Origin of the sequence: Psychrobacter cibarius (genome assembly GCF_016107535.1) — a bacterium.
GTDB classification, from domain to species: Bacteria; Pseudomonadota; Gammaproteobacteria; order Pseudomonadales; family Moraxellaceae; genus Psychrobacter; species Psychrobacter cibarius.
The window spans coordinates 21269-38568 of the sequence record NZ_JABASQ010000025.1; the positions used below are offsets into that span (position 1 = coordinate 21269).

General features: G+C 43.6%; 14 protein-coding genes. 7 read left to right on the plus strand and 7 right to left on the minus strand.

Features of this window, described 5'->3' with window-relative positions:
- Nucleotides 1–88: 88 nt before the first annotated feature.
- From JFC08_RS11810 to JFC08_RS11840, 7 genes are all read left to right on the plus strand, one after another.
- On the plus strand, nucleotides 89–1813 hold the full coding sequence (locus JFC08_RS11810) for an AMP-binding protein (protein ID WP_198330838.1): 1725 nt from the start codon (nucleotides 89–91) through the stop codon (nucleotides 1811–1813).
- Between the two features lie 87 nt (nucleotides 1814–1900).
- Nucleotides 1901–2692: an SDR family NAD(P)-dependent oxidoreductase gene (locus JFC08_RS11815; protein WP_198330839.1), complete on the plus strand. Its 792-nt coding sequence runs from the start codon at nucleotides 1901–1903 to the stop codon at nucleotides 2690–2692.
- 143 nt (nucleotides 2693–2835) lie between these two features.
- Nucleotides 2836–3426, plus strand: coding sequence for a L,D-transpeptidase family protein (locus JFC08_RS11820; RefSeq protein ID WP_198330840.1), 591 nt, complete (start codon nucleotides 2836–2838; stop codon nucleotides 3424–3426).
- A 434-nt stretch (nucleotides 3427–3860) separates the two neighbouring features.
- A complete protein-coding gene (clpB, locus tag JFC08_RS11825) occupies nucleotides 3861–6458 on the plus strand; it encodes an ATP-dependent chaperone ClpB (protein ID WP_045445524.1) in 2598 nt (865 codons plus the stop codon).
- 217 nt (nucleotides 6459–6675) lie between these two features.
- Complete coding sequence (locus JFC08_RS11830) at nucleotides 6676–7929, plus strand: PQQ-dependent sugar dehydrogenase (protein WP_198330841.1); 1254 nt, start codon at nucleotides 6676–6678, stop codon at nucleotides 7927–7929.
- Nucleotides 7930–8105: 176 nt separating this feature from the next.
- Complete coding sequence (locus tag JFC08_RS11835; RefSeq protein ID WP_198330842.1) at nucleotides 8106–9758, plus strand: BCCT family transporter; 1653 nt, start codon at nucleotides 8106–8108, stop codon at nucleotides 9756–9758.
- Between the two features lie 235 nt (nucleotides 9759–9993).
- Complete coding sequence (locus JFC08_RS11840; RefSeq protein WP_060491392.1) at nucleotides 9994–11649, plus strand: BCCT family transporter; 1656 nt, start codon at nucleotides 9994–9996, stop codon at nucleotides 11647–11649.
- 137 nt (nucleotides 11650–11786) lie between these two features.
- Here JFC08_RS11840 and JFC08_RS11845 read toward each other — a convergent pair whose 3' ends face one another.
- The 7 genes from JFC08_RS11845 to JFC08_RS11875 form a co-directional block, all read right to left on the minus strand.
- The gene (locus tag JFC08_RS11845; protein ID WP_045451442.1) at nucleotides 11787–12119 is read right to left on the minus strand and encodes a hypothetical protein; all 333 of its coding nucleotides are present in this window, start codon (nucleotides 12117–12119) and stop codon (nucleotides 11787–11789) included.
- 319 nt (nucleotides 12120–12438) lie between these two features.
- Nucleotides 12439–12810: a DUF3144 domain-containing protein gene (locus JFC08_RS11850; RefSeq protein WP_198330843.1), complete on the minus strand. Its 372-nt coding sequence runs from the start codon at nucleotides 12808–12810 to the stop codon at nucleotides 12439–12441.
- Nucleotides 12811–12882: 72 nt separating this feature from the next.
- Nucleotides 12883–14049 carry a methionine adenosyltransferase gene (gene metK / locus JFC08_RS11855; protein WP_198330844.1) on the minus strand — a complete coding sequence of 389 codons (1167 nt, stop codon included), beginning with the start codon at nucleotides 14047–14049 and terminating at the stop codon, nucleotides 12883–12885.
- A gap of 162 nt (nucleotides 14050–14211) precedes the next feature.
- Nucleotides 14212–14808, minus strand: a complete 597-nt coding sequence (locus JFC08_RS11860; RefSeq protein WP_087813774.1) for a DJ-1/PfpI family protein — start codon at nucleotides 14806–14808, stop codon at nucleotides 14212–14214.
- A 325-nt stretch (nucleotides 14809–15133) separates the two neighbouring features.
- Nucleotides 15134–15829 (minus strand): endonuclease III, encoded by a 696-nt coding sequence (nth, locus tag JFC08_RS11865; RefSeq protein ID WP_198330845.1) that lies wholly within the window; start codon nucleotides 15827–15829, stop codon nucleotides 15134–15136.
- Nucleotides 15830–15940: 111 nt separating this feature from the next.
- Entirely contained in the window at nucleotides 15941–16789 is an 849-nt protein-coding gene (locus tag JFC08_RS11870; RefSeq protein ID WP_198330846.1) for an RnfABCDGE type electron transport complex subunit B, read from the minus strand.
- Between the two features lie 109 nt (nucleotides 16790–16898).
- Nucleotides 16899–17300 (minus strand): NAD(+) diphosphatase (locus JFC08_RS11875; protein WP_198330847.1); only part of this gene is annotated, 402 nt, incomplete at its 5' end.

Below are 17300 nucleotides of genomic sequence, written 5' to 3' on the forward strand. Positions count from 1 at the left end.
AGAAAAAACAGTTGCTAGGATATGCCTGTTTTTCTGCTGACAATTCTCTGATTTCGCCCGTTACCTGCTATTGCTAAAGGATTAGCTTATGAACACCTCCTCTACAGACCCATCAGTTGTAAATACCACTTCAAATCATACTGCACACCCGCCAATGAGCTACAGCGATTACTATCATAATTTTGATATGAACGCGCTATTGACAGAGATATTTGGCGAGCATTTAGAGGATCGCTTGAATGCTTATATGGCGTGTTGCGGTCGTCATGTGCGTGATGGTCGCGGTGATAATATTGCACTGGTGCATGAAGATACGTCGGGCAATGTAACGCGCATGAGCTTTGCTGAGCTTGATAAGGCAAGTGCACAAGTCGCCAACTTATTGCTGTCTTATGGCGTGCAAATTGGTGACCAAGTGGCGACCATGTTACCTCGCACCCCTGAGCTGCTTACCATTGTACTCGCGACTTGGCGGATCGGTGCAGTTTATCAGCCATTATTTACCGCTTTTGGCTATGATTCGATTAAGTATCGGATGGACAAAGCCAATACCAAAGTGGTTTTTACCAATCAAGAAAATCGTGGCAAGTTTGACGATTTAGCCAAGCAAACCAAAATGGTGCTGGTTGGTAGCAAGGTAGATGCGCAAAGCTGGGGTGATGATAGCTACGCTGAAAAGGTCGTAACGCAGTCGCAAACGGTAGACGCGGTTTCATTAGATACCGATGCACCCTTTCTGCAAATGTTTACCTCGGGTACGGTTGGCAAATCAAAAGGCGTTAGTGTGCCGCTAAGTGCGCTCTCAGCGTTTTATCTCTACATGCGCTATGCGATTGACTTGCGAGCGGATGATAATTACTGGAACATGGCTGATCCCGGCTGGGCATACGGTCTTTATTATGCGATTACAGGACCTCTATTATTGGGCGTCACCACGTATTTTAATGAAGCGGGCTTTGATGCACAAAATACTCGCGACTTTATGGTACGTCATAAGATTAGTAATTTAGCCTCCTCACCGACAGCGTTTCGGATGATGAAATCGAGTGGCGTGTTTGAAGCTGCTCACAATGACAATAGTAATGATAATGAGGCTAAACTATCACTGCGCTGTGCCAATTCAGCAGGCGAAACCTTAAATACCGAAGTGGTCAATTGGGTTGAAACCTATTTAAACTGTAAAGTCTGCGATCAGTACGGACAGACCGAGACAGGAATGACTTGCTGTGAGCACCATGCATTGGCACATGAATGTCCGGTTGGCTCGATGGGCATGGCGCTACCGGGGCACACATTGGTGGTGTTAGATGATGATATGAATATATTACCTGATGGCGAACAAGGACAGCTTGCCGTAGTGGTCAGTCAATCGTCCGCGTTTTATTTCCGCGGTTATAGCTGGAACGAAAAAGACGCTTTCGCTGATGATTACTATTTAACAGGCGACGTGGTTGAGCGTCATAGTGATGGCAGCTATTGGTTTTCAGGGCGTGATGACGATATTATCATTACCGCAGGTTACCGCGTTGGACCAACCGATGTCGAAAATACCGTGCTGGAGCATGAGGCAGTCGCAGAGTCAGCGGCAGTTGGAGTGCCAGACGAAGTGCGTGGTCATACCATTAAGTCGTATGTGGTGCTAAAAGACGGTATCGAAGGCACAGACGAGATTGCCAAAGAGATTCAAGACTTGGTACGCAGGCGTCTATCAACTCACGCTTATCCACGTGAGGTTGAGTTTGTGAAAGAGTTGCCAAAAACCCCAAGTGGTAAAATTCAGCGCTTTTTGCTGCGCAGTTTATCTGCGGCTTAATAAAGCAATGCATTTATATCGTCAGGTTAAGATAAAAATCGATAACTGATAAAAATAACAGTATAAATATTAATTAAAGGAAAAATTATGCAAATTGAACAACACAGCTTTTTGGTCACGGGCGGTGTGTCAGGTCTGGGAGAGGCCGTGGTTCGCGCTATTGTCAAGCAAGGCGGTAACGTCGTCATCGCAGATCTTAATGAATCAGCAGGGCAAGCACTGGTAGACGAGCTAGGTGACAATGCGCGTTTTACACGCTGTGATGTGACCAGTAGTGATGAGGTGCAAGCGGCTGTAGATACGGCTGAAAAAGAATTTGGCGGCTTACAAGGATCTATCAACTGTGCGGGCATCGCCGTTGTACAAAAGCTGCTGGACCGTGATAATAACCCAGCAGATCTCGATGCTTTTAGTCGCGGCGTCAATATTAATCTTGTCGGTTCCTTTAATGTCGCGCGTCTGGTCGCAGCCAGTATTGCAAAGCGTGTAGCAAATGCCAATAACGCAGACGGCTCCATAGAGAAGAACGCTGATAATGGCGTCATTATTAATACGGCTTCTATCGCAGCTTTTGATGGACAAGTAGGGCAAGCGAGCTATTCATCGTCAAAAGCAGGGGTCGTCGGTCTGACCTTGCCGCTAGCACGTGAGCTGGCACGTCACGGTATTCGCGTCATGACTATCGCGCCGGGCGTCTTTGCCACACCGATGATGGAGACCATTCCTGAAAAAGCGCGCGAACAACTAGAGGCGGGCGTACCTTATCCTAAGCGTCTGGGCAATCCCAATGAGTTTGCCAAGTTGGTCATGCATATCATTGATAATGCCTATCTCAATGGAGAAGTCATTCGCTTAGATGGCGCGATTCGTATGGTGTAATGGTATTAACGAAGTTTTTATGTCCAAAAGATCCTAATGTTATCCATGAAATTTTCACAAAAACTGGCATGGTGCTTTGGTAAGTTAATAGCGTGGTATGTTGCCATTTCACTCTCTAACGCTAAACGGAGTTATTAAAGCCTATGTCATTGTTTTCTCTGAATTTCAGCAAAAAGCCGCGTCGATTGTTTGTCGTGATAGGACTGGGACTGACCACCATTATGAGCACCAGTGCGATAGGGTATGTCAAAACAGCCTCCTCGGATGCAAAAAGTACAGGCAATAATGGTCAGCCTATTTCTAGTACGGTGGTTATCGATAAAGTTTTTGTCGATAAATCCGACCGTATTTTGCAGCTGTTGAGTGGTGATAAAGTCATTAAGTCCTATCGTATTGCGCTAGGAGATAGTCCGGTTGGTCATAAACAGCAGCAAGGCGATGAGCGCACACCAGTGGGGGCGTACATCTTAGATTATAAGAATGAGAACTCTATTGCCCATCGCTCCATCCATATAAGCTACCCCAATGCTGCTGACAAAGCTCGGGCACGATCACGCGGTGTCCATCCTGGTGGCGATATTATGATTCATGGGCAGATGAACGGCTTCGGTCACCTAGCGTGGATTAACCAACAACGTGATTGGACCGATGGTTGCATTGCGGTCACTGATAATGAGATGGATGAGATTATGGCGGCAGTTAAGGTTGGTACATCGATAGAAATTGTAGAATGAGTGTTATGTTAATGCTGACTATCGTGTAGTAAATTTTTAGCAGTTACTAGCGCATTAGAATCTCTGCTATAGCTGTCTCTTGCTTGCCTTTCATTGTTGAGCAAGCCTCTCTTTTAGTTGTTTTTTATTTATCCTCTTGAAATACTCTCTTAGTGTGCCTATTGATAGCTTGTGATAATATCATTGCTATAGGTAAGGTTTTTACCTATATAAAATCTTACTATTTTTCAGTATTTACTAATAAGTCATAGATATTGATTGACAACTTGCACAAGTAGGTTGAAATCTTGTATGTTATACCCTATATATATAACAACTAACGGTGATTGAAATACGATAAAATTGACGATAAGCGCTATGTTTTAAATGCGGCGCGTTCGGTATTTTATGTTGCATTCACTGACTGATAATACTAATTATAAAAGGACACAATTATGAGGTTCGAAAAATTTACCCAGAAATTGCAATCAGCCATTCAAGAAGCACAGAGCCTAGCATTGGGGCGTGACCATACAGGTATTGACCCTGTGCATCTGCTTGCAGTATTGCTACAGGATGAGTCTAATTTATCTATCTGCCAACAAGCAGGCGCGTCTATCCCTGCGCTAAAGAATGGTGTGGCAAAGGCGCTCGACAATCAAGCGACGATTAGCGAGCCGACAGGCGATGTGAATTTAAACCCAAATTCGGTTAAAATTTTGAACTTGGCAGACCGTCAAGCGCAGAAAGAAGGCGATGATTTTATCGCTACTGAATGGGTGATGTTGGCGCTCGCTGAGCAAGGCGAAACCAAAAAGATATTTGAGAGTGCGGGCGTAACAGCGAGTAAATTAAAAACAGTCATTGAGCAATTGCGAGGTGATGATACCGTGAATAATCAAAATGCTGAAGATCAGCGTGATGCGCTGAATAAATATACGATTAACTTAACTGAGCAGGCGGAACTTGGTAAGCTTGACCCTGTGATTGGTCGCGATGAAGAGATTCGTCGTACCATTCAAGTACTGTCGCGTCGTACCAAAAATAACCCAGTACTGATTGGTGAGCCAGGTGTTGGTAAAACGGCTATCATTGAAGGTTTGGCACAAAAAATCATCAATGGTGACGTACCAGAAGGACTACGCCGCAAAGAAGTGTTGTCGTTAGATTTGGGCTCATTGATTGCGGGTGCAAAATTCCGTGGTGAGTTTGAAGAGCGACTCAAAGCGGTGCTCAGCGACTTATCAAAGCAAGAAGGCAATGTCATCTTATTTATCGATGAGTTGCATACTTTAGTAGGTGCTGGTAAAGCCGATGGTGCGATGGATGCTGGTAATATGCTAAAGCCTGCGCTTGCGCGTGGTGAGCTACACTGTGTCGGTGCGACAACTCTCGATGAATATCGCCAGTACATCGAAAAAGATGCGGCTCTTGAGCGTCGTTTTCAAAAAGTACTGGTCGATGAGCCAACGGTCGAAGACACCATTGCGATTTTGCGTGGTCTAAAAGAGCGTTATGAGCTGCATCACGGTGTTGATATCCAAGACAGCGCGATTATTGCTGCTGCGCGGATGAGCCATCGTTATATTACCGATCGCAAGCTGCCAGATAAAGCGATTGACTTAATTGATGAAGCGGCAAGTCGTTTACGTATGGAGATGGACAGTAAGCCTGAAGCCTTAGGTAAGCTTGATAGTCGCTTGATTCAGTTGAAAATGCAGCGCGAAGTACTCAAAAATGAAGAAGACGCTGGTGCGCAAGCCGAGCGTAAAGTGCTTGATGCACAAATTGAAGAGCTAGAAAAAGAGTACGCTGACCTTAATGAGATTTGGCAAGCAGAAAAAGCATTGGTCAAAGGCAGTCAGCAGCTAAAAGATGAGCTGGATAAAGCACGAATCGCCTATGACAAAGCCAGTCGTGAAGGTGATTACGAGACCATGAGTAAGCTGCAGTATGAAACGATTCCGCAGCTAGAGCGCCGCATTACTGAGTCTGACTTGGCAGAACAAAAAGAGCAGACAGGCGAAGGTAGTGGTGTAAAACTACTACGTAATAAAGTCACGGATAATGAAATTGCCGAAGTCGTAGCGGCAGCAACAGGTATTCCTGTGAGTAAAATGATGCAAGGCGAGCGTGACAAGATGATAGCGATGGAAGAAAAGCTCCATGAACGCGTCATCGGTCAAGATGAAGCAGTCGAAGCGGTCGCCAATGCGGTACGCCGTAGCCGTGCTGGTCTGTCTGATCCGAATCGCCCTTCAGGTTCGTTCTTATTCTTAGGACCAACGGGTGTGGGTAAGACTGAATTGACCAAGTCACTAGCGAACTTCTTATTCGATAGTGAGGATGCGATTGTTCGTATCGACATGAGTGAGTATATGGAGAAGCACAGTGTCAGTCGTTTGGTGGGTGCGCCTCCAGGTTATGTGGGCTATGAAGAAGGTGGTGCATTAACGGAAGCGGTACGCCGTAAGCCTTATAGTGTGATTTTGTTTGATGAAGTTGAAAAAGCGCACCCTGATGTGTTCAATATCTTGCTACAAGTATTGGACGATGGTCGCTTAACGGACTCACAGGGTCGCGTGGTGGACTTCAAAAACACGGTCATCATTATGACCAGTAACTTGGGTTCGCACAAAATCCAAGAGATGGTCGGTGAAAGTTACGAAGACATCAAAGCTGAGGTGATGGAATCAGTTGGGCAGCATTTCCGCCCAGAGTTTGTCAACCGTATCGACGAGATTGTGGTATTCCATCCGCTCGGTATGTCGCAGATGTCAGGTATTGCTGCGATTCAGTTGGATCGCTTACGTCAGCGCTTGCATGAGCGTGAGATGGATATTGAATTATCAGCTGATGCGATGAACAAACTGGTTGCGATTGGTTATGATCCTGTCTATGGCGCACGCCCACTAAAACGTGCGATCCAACAGGAAATTGAAAACCCATTGTCATTGAAGCTATTGGCTGGTGATTTTGGCGCAGGAGATATCATCAAAGTCGATGTCGGCGCGGATGATAAGTTGGTGTTTGAGAAACGTAGCATGAATTAATATCTAACCCTAACTGACCGTGGTTTAAAACCAACCTCTTACTTGCCTATTTTTTCTACAGGCAGGTAAGGGGTTTTTTTGTGCGCTATTATTATTTACGGTTTGAGTGCTTTGACTATGTTATAAATAAACTAAGCACTAAAAACTAAGCACTAAAAACTAAGCAATAGGAATTAAGCACTAGGAATAAGACATCAACAGTTACGGAGACGACAAAATGACGATCATCAGTATGCAGCACCTAAGCACGCCATTAATGTTACCGATAATGATCAGCGCACTGCTGTTTAGTGCTCCTGCTTGCTCCAATCAAACTGCCGTCGATACCCATGAAGACCTAACAGACTATAAAGAAGGGCAAGTCTCTGCTAGTGAATCGCTAGCAAGTACCGAAAAACCTACCTTTATCACCAAAAAAATAGCCACGTTTGATGAGCCTTGGGCAATGACAGCATTACCTACCGTTAATAATGAGCCCCCTAAATTACTTGTCACCCAAAAGACAGGCGGGTTATTCATTGTTGATACGGCAACAGGGGCTAAGACAACCATCAGTGGTATACCGAAAGTGGCTTATGGTGGGCAAGGTGGTCTTGGCGATATCGTTCTTGCACCAGATTTTGCTACTTCTAATCATGTCTATATGAGCTACGTTGAAGCAGGGAATGGCACTGATAATAATAAATTTGGTGCCAGAGTTATCAAAGCGACATTGATAGGATTGGATACAGCCACGCCACGTTTGCAGGATATTACGCCCATTTGGGAGCAAATACCGAAAGTAAAAGGGCAGGGGCATTATAGTCATCGCTTGCTGTTCTCGCCTGACGGAAAATATTTATATATCAGTTCAGGTGAGCGCCAAGAAAAAACACCGGCACAGGATATGAGCGTCAATTTGGGCAAAATTATTAGATTAAATCTTGATAGCTCAGTGCCAGCAGACAATCCTTTTGTAGATAATAGCAATGACATTGCCGCACAGTTTTGGAGTATAGGTCATCGTAATGTATTGGGTATGGCATTCGATGAAAAAGGTAGGCTTTGGGCGCATGAGATGGGACCACGGGGTGGTGATGAATTTAATCTGATTGAAAAAGGTCATAACTACGGTTGGCCAATCGTCTCAAATGGGCGTAACTATACAGGAACGGATATTCCTGACCATGAGACGCGTCCTGAGTTTACGTCGCCCAAAATTAGTTGGACGCCAGTGATATCGCCGTCCTCGATGAGTATTTATAACGCTGGACAATATAATGATTTCCCAGCGTGGCAAGGTAATGCGCTCATTAGTGGCTTATCATCTAAAGCGCTGATAGTCGTCGATTTTGATGAAAATAGCCGCGCGACTGAGCGCTATCGCTATGATATGGGCGAGCGTATTCGTAGTGTGTTAAATGTAGATGGACAAGTTTGGGTATTAGAAGATGGCGATAATAGTGGATTATTACAATTGATTCCGCAGTAGTGATTAGTAGCCATTGCTCTTCAACTTTCCGAGCGTTTGCACTATTGTAGGTTAGGCTGCTAAATGGTTTTGGTCTATTTCTATCAATAAGAAAAACGTAAATAGCTAATTAGATTTGATAGTTGAGAGGTATCTTGTTAAGGTATTCTTCCTAAAAAACTAAGGCTAACAAACAAATGGATCATGTAAAAGTTGGCAGGTTAGGCCCTTTTCCACGGGTAAGTAAACCTGTGTTTATTACTTCAGCGCTACTTATCGTTGGATTTATTATCTTTGGTGCTTTCTTCACTGAAACCGCTGGTGCACTATTTAGCTTTTTGCAGAATTTTATTACGGATAAGTTCGGCTGGATGTTTATTATTTTAGTAAATTTAGCATTGTTGCTTTGTATTTATCTCGCGATGAGCCGTTATGGCGATATTCGTCTAGGTGCACAAACTGAGACGCCACAGTACAGTTTGTTCTCATGGATAGGGATGTTGTTCTCTGCTGGTATTGGTATAGGATTGGTGTATTGGGGGACGGCTGAGCCCTTGTATCACTTTATGGCACCACCACTCGGAGAAGCGGAAACGATAGAAGCCGCCAAGCAAGCCATAAATTTTACATTCTTGCATTGGGGATTACATGCATGGGCGCTATACGCGATTGTTGCATTGTCTTTGGCTTATTTTCACTTTCGCCGTGGCTTGCCGTTATCGATTCGTTCAACGCTTTATCCTCTATTGGGCAAAAAAATCTATGGCTCGTGGGGACATGCCGTTGATATCTTAGCGGTATTTGGTACGATGTTTGGTGTGGTAACGTCGCTTGGTCTTGGAGTTATGCAGATTAATTCAGGACTTGAGCGACTATTTGGTGTTCCTAATAATCTAACGATACAGATCGGTCTGATTGTTTTCGTTACTATTTTAGCTGCTTTTTCCGTCATGATGGGCTTAGACAAAGGTATTAAGCGCTTGAGCGATATTAATATCGGACTGACGGCAATCCTACTCGGGTTTATGGTCATCTTAGGGCCGACGCTTTTTATCTTTGATAGCTATCTTGAAAATGTTGGCAATTATCTTTCGGTAGTTGTACCGCTAGGTCTGTGGGGTGAATCGTATGAAGGTCAAGAAAATTGGCAGTCATCATGGACGATATTTTATTGGGCATGGTGGGTAAGTTGGGCACCGTTCGTTGGCGTATTTATCGCGCGTATCAGTCGTGGTCGTACTATTCGTGAGTTTATATTGGGTGTTTTATTGATTCCCATGCTGATTTTGTTCTTTTGGTTCACCACTTTCGGTGGCGTTGCTATCCATATGGAGCTCTTAGCTGCTATTGATCCCGCTATGGCCAGCCCAGGATTGGTAGAAGCCGTGCAAACGGATTTTGGTAGTGCAATTTTTAAATTGGTTGAATTTTATCCATTGGCACAACCAGTCACCTTAATGATTGTCGTTATGATTGTCCTTTGGTTTGTGACTTCATCCGATTCAGCAAGCTTTGTGATTGATATGTTGACCGCAGGTGGTGATACCAACCCACCAAAAATCCAGCGTTTATTCTGGGCAAGTACGGAAGGTATCATTGCTGCTGTTTTGCTTGCTGCTGGTGGACTAAGTGCATTACAAGCAGCGGCTATCGTTGCAGGATTACCCTTTGTTTTAGTAGTATTTGCGATGATGTATGCGTTACTTCGTGGCTTAAGCCGAGATCGTTTGATACTGTATCGCGCTCAGCAGCACTTTATCACCGAAGAATCCGCAGATCACAACTCAGCCAATGAGTTTGCTGATGAGCACTTATTAAAAGGACCACCTAAAATCGTGAAAGGTGATTAGCAGATTATATATATCAGCCTTAATACTGTTTTTATGAAATGAATCAGGCAGTTAGCTTCTTCTTTTTTACGTAAAAATACAATATAACAATTGTGATTTGAAATCCTAAGATGCATCGTTATCTTAGGATTTTTTTATTTGTTGACCAATAGCAAGGTTATAAAGTGTCTGATTCGATTTGATAGTTGTGCAGTATCTTGTTAAGGTGAGCCCCTTCAAAAATTGAGATGACTAAATGGATCATGTAAAAGTTGGCCGCTTAGGCCCTTTTCCACGGGTAAGTAAACCTGTGTTTTTAACTTCAGCATTATTAATTCTTGTGTTCATTATTTTTGGTGCTCTTTTTAATGAGCAAGCAGAATTGTTGTTTGGTCATGCTAAAGCATTCGTGTCTTTGCGTTTTGGCTGGTTCTTTATTGTGGTGGTCAACTTAACGTTGGTGATGAGTATTTACATGATATTTAGTCGTTATGGCGATATCAGGCTTGGTCATCAAAATGAGAAACCAGAATACAATCTAGTCTCTTGGATTGGCATGCTATTTTCAGCGGGTATCGGTATTGGACTGCTCTATTGGGGGACGGCTGAACCCTTGTACCATTTTATGGCGCCGCCGTTAGGAGAAGCTGAAACAGTGGCTGCCGCCAAGCAAGCGATGAATATCTCGTTCTTGCACTATGGTTTGCATGTGTGGGCGCTCTATGGCATGGTCGCGTTGTCATTGGCTTATTTCCATTACCGAGTGGGCTTACCGCTGGCCATCCGTTCGACACTATATCCTATATTGGGCAAAAAGATCTATGGTGGCTGGGGTCATACGGTCGATACACTAGCGGTATTTGGTACGATGTTTGGAGTAGTGACCACTTTAGGTCTTGGGGTGTTGCAAATTAACTCAGGTCTTGAGACCTTATTTGGCATACCCAATAATATTACAGTGCAAATTATTTTGATTGCCTTAATCACTATGTTGGCAGGTCTGTCTCTATTTATGGGGCTAGATAAAGGGATTAAGCGCTTAAGTGATACCAATATATTATTTACTGTGATATTGCTCAGCTTTGTGATTATTTTAGGCCCGACCCAGTTTATCTTTAATAGCTTTGTAGAAAATATTGGCAATTATTTGCATCAAATTGTGCCATTAGGTCTTTGGACAGAATCGTATGATGGTCAAGAAAATTGGCAAGCATCATGGACGATTTTCTATTGGGCATGGTGGATAAGCTGGTCGCCTTTCGTCGGTGTGTTCGTGGCTCGTATCTCTCGTGGTAGAACCATTCGTGAGTTCATCTTAGGGGTGTTATTAATTCCTATCACCATCTTATTCTTATGGTTCACGGCTTTCGGTGGTTCAGCCGTTAATATGGAATTAATGGCAGCCGCTGATCCCAACCTCATCAGTCCTGGCTTGATTGAGGCTGTCCAAGCAGATACTGGCAGTGCCATTTTTAAGCTGATGGAATCTTATCCATTTACGTCAGCTTTGAACTTGCTTATCGTAGTGATGATTGTGCTTTGGTTTGTCACGTCATCGGATTCTGCCAGTTTTGTGATTGATATGTTGACCTCAGGTGGCGATGCCAATCCACCAAAAATTCAGCGCCTATTTTGGGCGGGTACAGAGGGTGTCATCGCTGCCGTACTATTAGCAGCAGGTGGCTTGAGTGCGCTACAAGCGGCTTCCATTGTGTCAGGTTTCCCTTTTGCGATTGTGATAGTCGTTATGATGTACTCCTTATTACGCGGCTTGAGTCGAGATCGTTTGATACTGTATCGCAACCAGCAATGGTTTGTCACCGAAGAGTCAGCAGAGCATAATTCGGCCAATGAGTTTCGTGATGAAGATTTGCTGACAGGTCCACCTGATATTGAAAAACCTGAAGGTTAGATTTTATCGATCTAAAAGATCATAAAAAAGCACCCGCCTATGATTAAGCGGGTGCTTTTTTATATGATTTAATTGTCTTTTTTAGTTTGATATAAAGTATTTACACAAAGTTATGAAGCCAAAGTTATAAAGCAAGGTTATGAGCACTGTCCTTTGACATAACCTACTGCCGCCGTTGTGCCACATGCCGAGCATGAGTTGCCCGCAGTGCGATAACTAAATCCTGAGCTGGTTTTTACTTTGACACACACAGGATCATATTGCGCGGTACACATCGTTTGCTCAGGGTTGTAAGGTGGGCATTTGATGAAAGGGTTGTCGCTGTTCTGTTGGCTGTGCCCAGTGCTATGAATAGGGGCGGTGTCAGGCGTATCGATGCTTTGGATATTATTACAGCCAGCTAAAGCCATAGTAACTAATAACCCTAATAATGACAGGCATGATCGCCATGATTTGAATAAGTGGTTCATAATCATATGTCCTTATAAATAGTGTTCGGTAAGTCCCTGTTATCGATAGCTGGTTGCAACCATGTGATGAACAAGGTAGTTTTAATTGATAGTAGCCTATTTATCAGCAGTCATCTACCAAATCATGATTAATAAAAAACCCAAGCCTATGATTAAGCTTGGGTTTGAGCATCACTATAGTCATTCCACTATAAAAATATTACTGCGTTAATCTCGCTTGAAGTATTAAATATACGTCTACACTCGGTTGCCTTGTACTACTTTTAAATTGAAATGACTATACCAGCCGTTTTATAAATATCAGCTAAAGGCGATAGAACTATTTGGCTGCTTTGTCATCTTGATTAAGCTGAACATATTTATCAAAATTCTGCGCATAATCAGTCAGGTTGTCGCTCAGCATTTGGCGATACTGTTTGACATAAAATTCAACGATATCATCTTTTTCTTTGGCAAAGTCATCGCCTTTGACAAAGCCGATAGAAGCGACAGATGCGCTATAACGTGCGGCTGCATAAAGTAGTGATGCACCTACTTGTCCTGAATGCGCTTCAGAACCCAACTGACTGTTTGCGATACCAATAATGGCATCAGCACGTTGGTAAAATGCTTGCATTTCAGGGGTAATCTCAATGTTAGCGTCAACATTGCTTTCTTGAATGCTGTTGTCTTGCATATTGTCTTTAGACATAAGCGACTCCTAATAAGTGTCGGTAATTTTAAATTTATAAAGAAGGTTTGTAAGGGGTGCAACGTTATATTTTTACAAACCAGCGTCTGCTTTTAAGATCTCAGCTTTGTCTGTTTTTTCCCACGTAAAAGCAGTTTCAGAGCCAGGACGACCAAAATGACCAAAAGTCGCCGTTTGCTGATACATTGGTTGTAATAAGTTTAGCATACGGGTAATGCCATAAGGGCGTAGGTCAAAATGGGCGCGAATGAGACGGATGATTTCATCATTGCTGATTTTATTCGTACCAAAAGTATTGACCGAGATAGAGGTTGGTTCAGCGACACCAATGGCATAGCTGACCTGTATTTCACAGCGCTCAGCAAGTCCTGCCGCAACGATATTCTTAGCCACATAACGCACGGCGTACGCAGCACTGCGATCTACTTTCGATGGATCTTTACCACTGAATGCACCGCCGCCATGACGCGCCATACCGCCATAAGTATCAACAATAATTTTACGACCTGTCAATCCAGCATCACCAACAGGACCGCCAATCACAAACTTACCCGTTGGGTTGATATGATAGCGCGTGCCAGCATGCAATAATTCAGCAGGCAATACTTGTTTAATGATAGATTCCATTATGGCTTCTTGCAGATCTTTTTGCGAGATACTTGGATCGTGTTGCGTTGATAGCACCACAGCATCAATGGCAACAGGCTTGCTACCATCATATCTTAACGTCACTTGCGCCTTGGCATCTGGACGTAACCACGGCAACTCGCCTGCGCGGCGCAGCTCAGATTGGCGTTCCATCAAGCGGTGAGCAAATTCGATAGGGGCTGGCATCAAGACATCAGTTTCATTGCTGGCATAGCCAAACATAAGACCTTGGTCACCTGCGCCTTGCTCTTCAGGGTCGCTACGATCGACACCTTGAGCGATTTCAGGAGATTGTTTGCCGAGCATATTGATGACCGCGCATGTTTCGCCATCAAAGCCTAAGTCTGAGTGGTGGTAACCAATACCGTTTACAGTATCACGCACGATACGTTCAACATCGATATTTGCCGTCGTGGTGACTTCACCTGCTAGTATCACAGCACCTGTCTTAACCAAGGTTTCGCATGCCACGCGTGCATGCAAATCTTCACGTAAGATGGCGTCAAGGATGGCATCTGATATTTGGTCAGCCATTTTATCAGGATGACCTTCGCTCACAGATTCTGAGGTAAATAAGTTGTATTCACGCATAATGGGATCGCTTAATTGCAGGGACTGTATTCTACGAACTCAGTCATTATTAAATGTATATAAAAATAAAAGGCGAAAACGAATAAAAAAATTAGCACATTTTACCGTGTATCGAGGTAAAACTCTAGCGATGGATAATACTAAGAAGTAACTAGGCATGGATTAACCATGGTAAAAGTCATCAATCTCGCTATTTTCTTGCCAGCAATATTCAGTATAGTGAGCGATCTGGCGCGCTGTATCGATGTCATGTCTGTCGGCGATAAAACCAAGCGCCATGTCCATACCTGCACTGACACCTGAGGACGTATAAAATTTACCATCAACAACCCAGCGTGCTTGCTCTGCCCAATGGACTTTGTCAGATTGCGCTATCACCCATTGCCATGACAGTTTATTAGACGTTGCGCGCTTGTCATCTAAGACGCCAGCCTTAGCCAACAATGCGCTACCCGTACAAACGCTAAGTACCCAATCAGCATGGTCAACCAAGATTGTTAACGTCTGCAAAAATGGTCGGTGATTGATTTGTTGGCGAGTACCCATGCCGCCAACCATCAACAAGATATCAGTCTGGTGCGCTAACTCGCTGACAGCGACTGTCTGCATCGCAACGCCATGCTTACTATGAATAATGCCACCGTTTAAGGAGGCAAATTGCAGACGATAATGCTCAGGTAAGCAGCCAAACATCTCGATAGGTCCAAATAGATCCAAAGTCTCAAAATCATCGAATAATAGCGCGGTCAGTGTCTGCATCTGGCTTCCTGGTTTTTAAATAATGTTTACAAAAGTAAGTGGGTGTCTACTGCTTTTTTAACCACGCTATTCATGTTTTATTTATATAAAGTAGATAAATTAAACCTTCTATAACTAGGGCGTGTCCTCATTTTAAAAATGGTGGTAAAAATGAGATAAATTGCCGTCAAACAAGGAAAATAGCGCACATAATATCGAGATATTAATAAGCTATTTGACGATGTTTGGCAAAATTTAGCTATTTTTAGCCCATTTAGAAAGTAATCGATTGAATTGAGGACACGCCCTAAAGCAGTTATCGTTCTAAAAGCGATCGTTCTAAAAATTATAGCTCCAAAAACTTGGCTTTGTCTTTAAACATACATTCGTCATAAACAGGACACGCCCCGCATTTGGGTGTACGGGCTTGGCAGGTATAGCGCCCGTGTAAAATAAGATAATGATGCGCATCTACGATGAAGTCATCTGGGATACGCTCGACCAGCTTATTTTCAACGATCAAGACGTTCTTGCCAGTAGCAAGTCCCGTACGATTACCCACCCGAAAGATATGGGTATCGACCGCCATGGTTGGCTGACCAAAGGCAGTATTTAACACCACATTGGCAGTTTTGCGCCCAACGCCAGCGAGTGATTCTAAATCTTTGCGGTTATCAGGGACGGTGCTGTCAAATTTCTCAATTAAGTCTCGGCAAGTTTTGATGACGTTTTTGGCTTTGGCATTGTATAAGCCAATATTTTTGATATAAGATTTTAGACCGTCTTCACCTAATGCCAAGATTGCTTCAGGTGTATTTGCTACGGGATATAATTGCTTGGTAGCAATATTGACGCTCACATCCGTCGCCTGCGCAGATAAGATGACCGCGATCAGCAGCTCAAAATTACTCTTATAATTCAATTCCGTAACTGGCTCATCAATCGTCACTGCCAGTTTCTCAAAAAATGGACGCACGTCACGATTGGGCATTCGTCTCGATGGCGGGGTATCGGCAGTTTTATGTTTGACGGTTTTACTCATAGTATTCTTACTATTTTTTGGCTATTGATAGTTAATAACTGATACAAGATATCGGGATAAATGCATTTTAGCGATGTTGGGTAGACTGTCTAACAAATGATAATTACGCTATTAAAGCTGACTTAACTCTACTTGCAACGCGTCAAGCTCTACTTGTTTGCTCTCATTTGGACGGACACTTAGCTGCTTTTCTAGCTTTTTAATTTTACTACGAAGCTTCGCTGCGGCAATAGTATTTTTTGCCTGCGCTTCGCTGATATTCAACGATTGACTAGCGGCATTGTTCAGTTTTGCTTCAACCATGCTGACCACAGGTCTACTATTGCTACTATCAGCCAGCTGCTCGGTGACGCGTCTTAAATGAGTATGATAGCGCTGTCTTAAATCTTCTTGCTCTGTGGTACGTTCAGAGCTAGACAGCTCCCTTTCAACAGTGACCAAATCGATGCAGTCAACTGGACAAGGAGCGATGCAAAGCTCGCAGCCGGTGCATAAATCCGTAAAGATAGTATGCATGTGCTTACCAGTACCGACAATAGCATCGACTGGGCAGGCAGGTATACATTTGGTGCAGCCGATACAGTCATCTTCACGGATCACCGCACGTACCTCAGTCGGACGTTCAGAGGTCGCATCTATTGGCCACTGAGAAGGCGCAGCGCTAAGTATCGCTTCATGACTATCTATATGAATAATTTGGGCAATGGCCTTGGTAACGGGTTGACCACCGGGTACACATTTATTGTATGGCTCATTGTCTAACACGATAGCGGCGGCATAAGGTAAGCAGCCGTCTGGGTGCTCGCAAAGCCCACATTGTGTTTGCGGTAGACAAGCATCAATATATGAGATTTTCGCTTGTATGTCCGCAGGTAAGCGCTCTATATCCAAAGTGTCGAACAAGATTGGCAAATTGGTGAGACGGATGTGGGTACTATTTTTATTAGTGGTGCTTTGCATATGCTTTAAAACCTTAATATCAGTGCTAAGTGCTAAGTGTGCTCTGAGCGCTGACATTAGAATAATAGGATAATAACGATATTGATAAATGCTGCATTGATATTATAGATTAAAGCAGAATACCTTGCTCATTGGCAATTTGTGCAATCAGCTCGTAAGCAATGCTACCTTTTGAGGGTATTTTTGGCAAATTTGACAGATCAAAAAAATCGGCGTGCGACAGCTCATCTTCTTGGATAACAATTTCGCCAGCTGCGTAAGAAGCACGAAAGCCTAGCATTAAATTAGACGGAAATGGCCATGGCTGACTGCTGACGTAACGAATATCTGATAGGCTGATATTTACCTCTTCTGCCACTTCACGCACCACCGCGTGTTCTAGGCTTTCACCCACTTCTACAAAGCCTGCAATCAAACCGTATAGTAACGGTGGTGGCGACTGTAATAAATGAGGCGCTGTTTTTTGCTGTCCATAACGATGATGATGGGCTAGCAAAATCTGCATTTCACC

What these genes read in the sequence shown, in the direction of transcription:
- JFC08_RS11840 (WP_060491392.1), top strand. Translation starts at nt 9,994, where the DNA reads ATGGATCATGTAAAAGTTGGCCGCTTAGGCCCTTTTCCACGGGTAAGT.
- JFC08_RS11820 (WP_198330840.1), top strand. Translation starts at nt 2,836, where the DNA reads ATGTCATTGTTTTCTCTGAATTTCAGCAAAAAGCCGCGTCGATTGTTT.
- JFC08_RS11850 (WP_198330843.1), bottom strand. Translation starts at nt 12,810, where the DNA reads ATGTCTAAAGACAATATGCAAGACAACAGCATTCAAGAAAGCAATGTT.
- JFC08_RS11870 (WP_198330846.1), bottom strand. Translation starts at nt 16,789, where the DNA reads ATGCAAAGCACCACTAATAAAAATAGTACCCACATCCGTCTCACCAAT.
- JFC08_RS11810 (WP_198330838.1), top strand. Translation starts at nt 89, where the DNA reads ATGAACACCTCCTCTACAGACCCATCAGTTGTAAATACCACTTCAAAT.
- JFC08_RS11835 (WP_198330842.1), top strand. Translation starts at nt 8,106, where the DNA reads ATGGATCATGTAAAAGTTGGCAGGTTAGGCCCTTTTCCACGGGTAAGT.
- JFC08_RS11830 (WP_198330841.1), top strand. Translation starts at nt 6,676, where the DNA reads ATGACGATCATCAGTATGCAGCACCTAAGCACGCCATTAATGTTACCG.
- metK (WP_198330844.1), bottom strand. Translation starts at nt 14,049, where the DNA reads ATGCGTGAATACAACTTATTTACCTCAGAATCTGTGAGCGAAGGTCAT.
- nth (WP_198330845.1), bottom strand. Translation starts at nt 15,829, where the DNA reads ATGAGTAAAACCGTCAAACATAAAACTGCCGATACCCCGCCATCGAGA.
- JFC08_RS11860 (WP_087813774.1), bottom strand. Translation starts at nt 14,808, where the DNA reads ATGCAGACACTGACCGCGCTATTATTCGATGATTTTGAGACTTTGGAT.
- clpB (WP_045445524.1), top strand. Translation starts at nt 3,861, where the DNA reads ATGAGGTTCGAAAAATTTACCCAGAAATTGCAATCAGCCATTCAAGAA.
- JFC08_RS11815 (WP_198330839.1), top strand. Translation starts at nt 1,901, where the DNA reads ATGCAAATTGAACAACACAGCTTTTTGGTCACGGGCGGTGTGTCAGGT.
- JFC08_RS11845 (WP_045451442.1), bottom strand. Translation starts at nt 12,119, where the DNA reads ATGAACCACTTATTCAAATCATGGCGATCATGCCTGTCATTATTAGGG.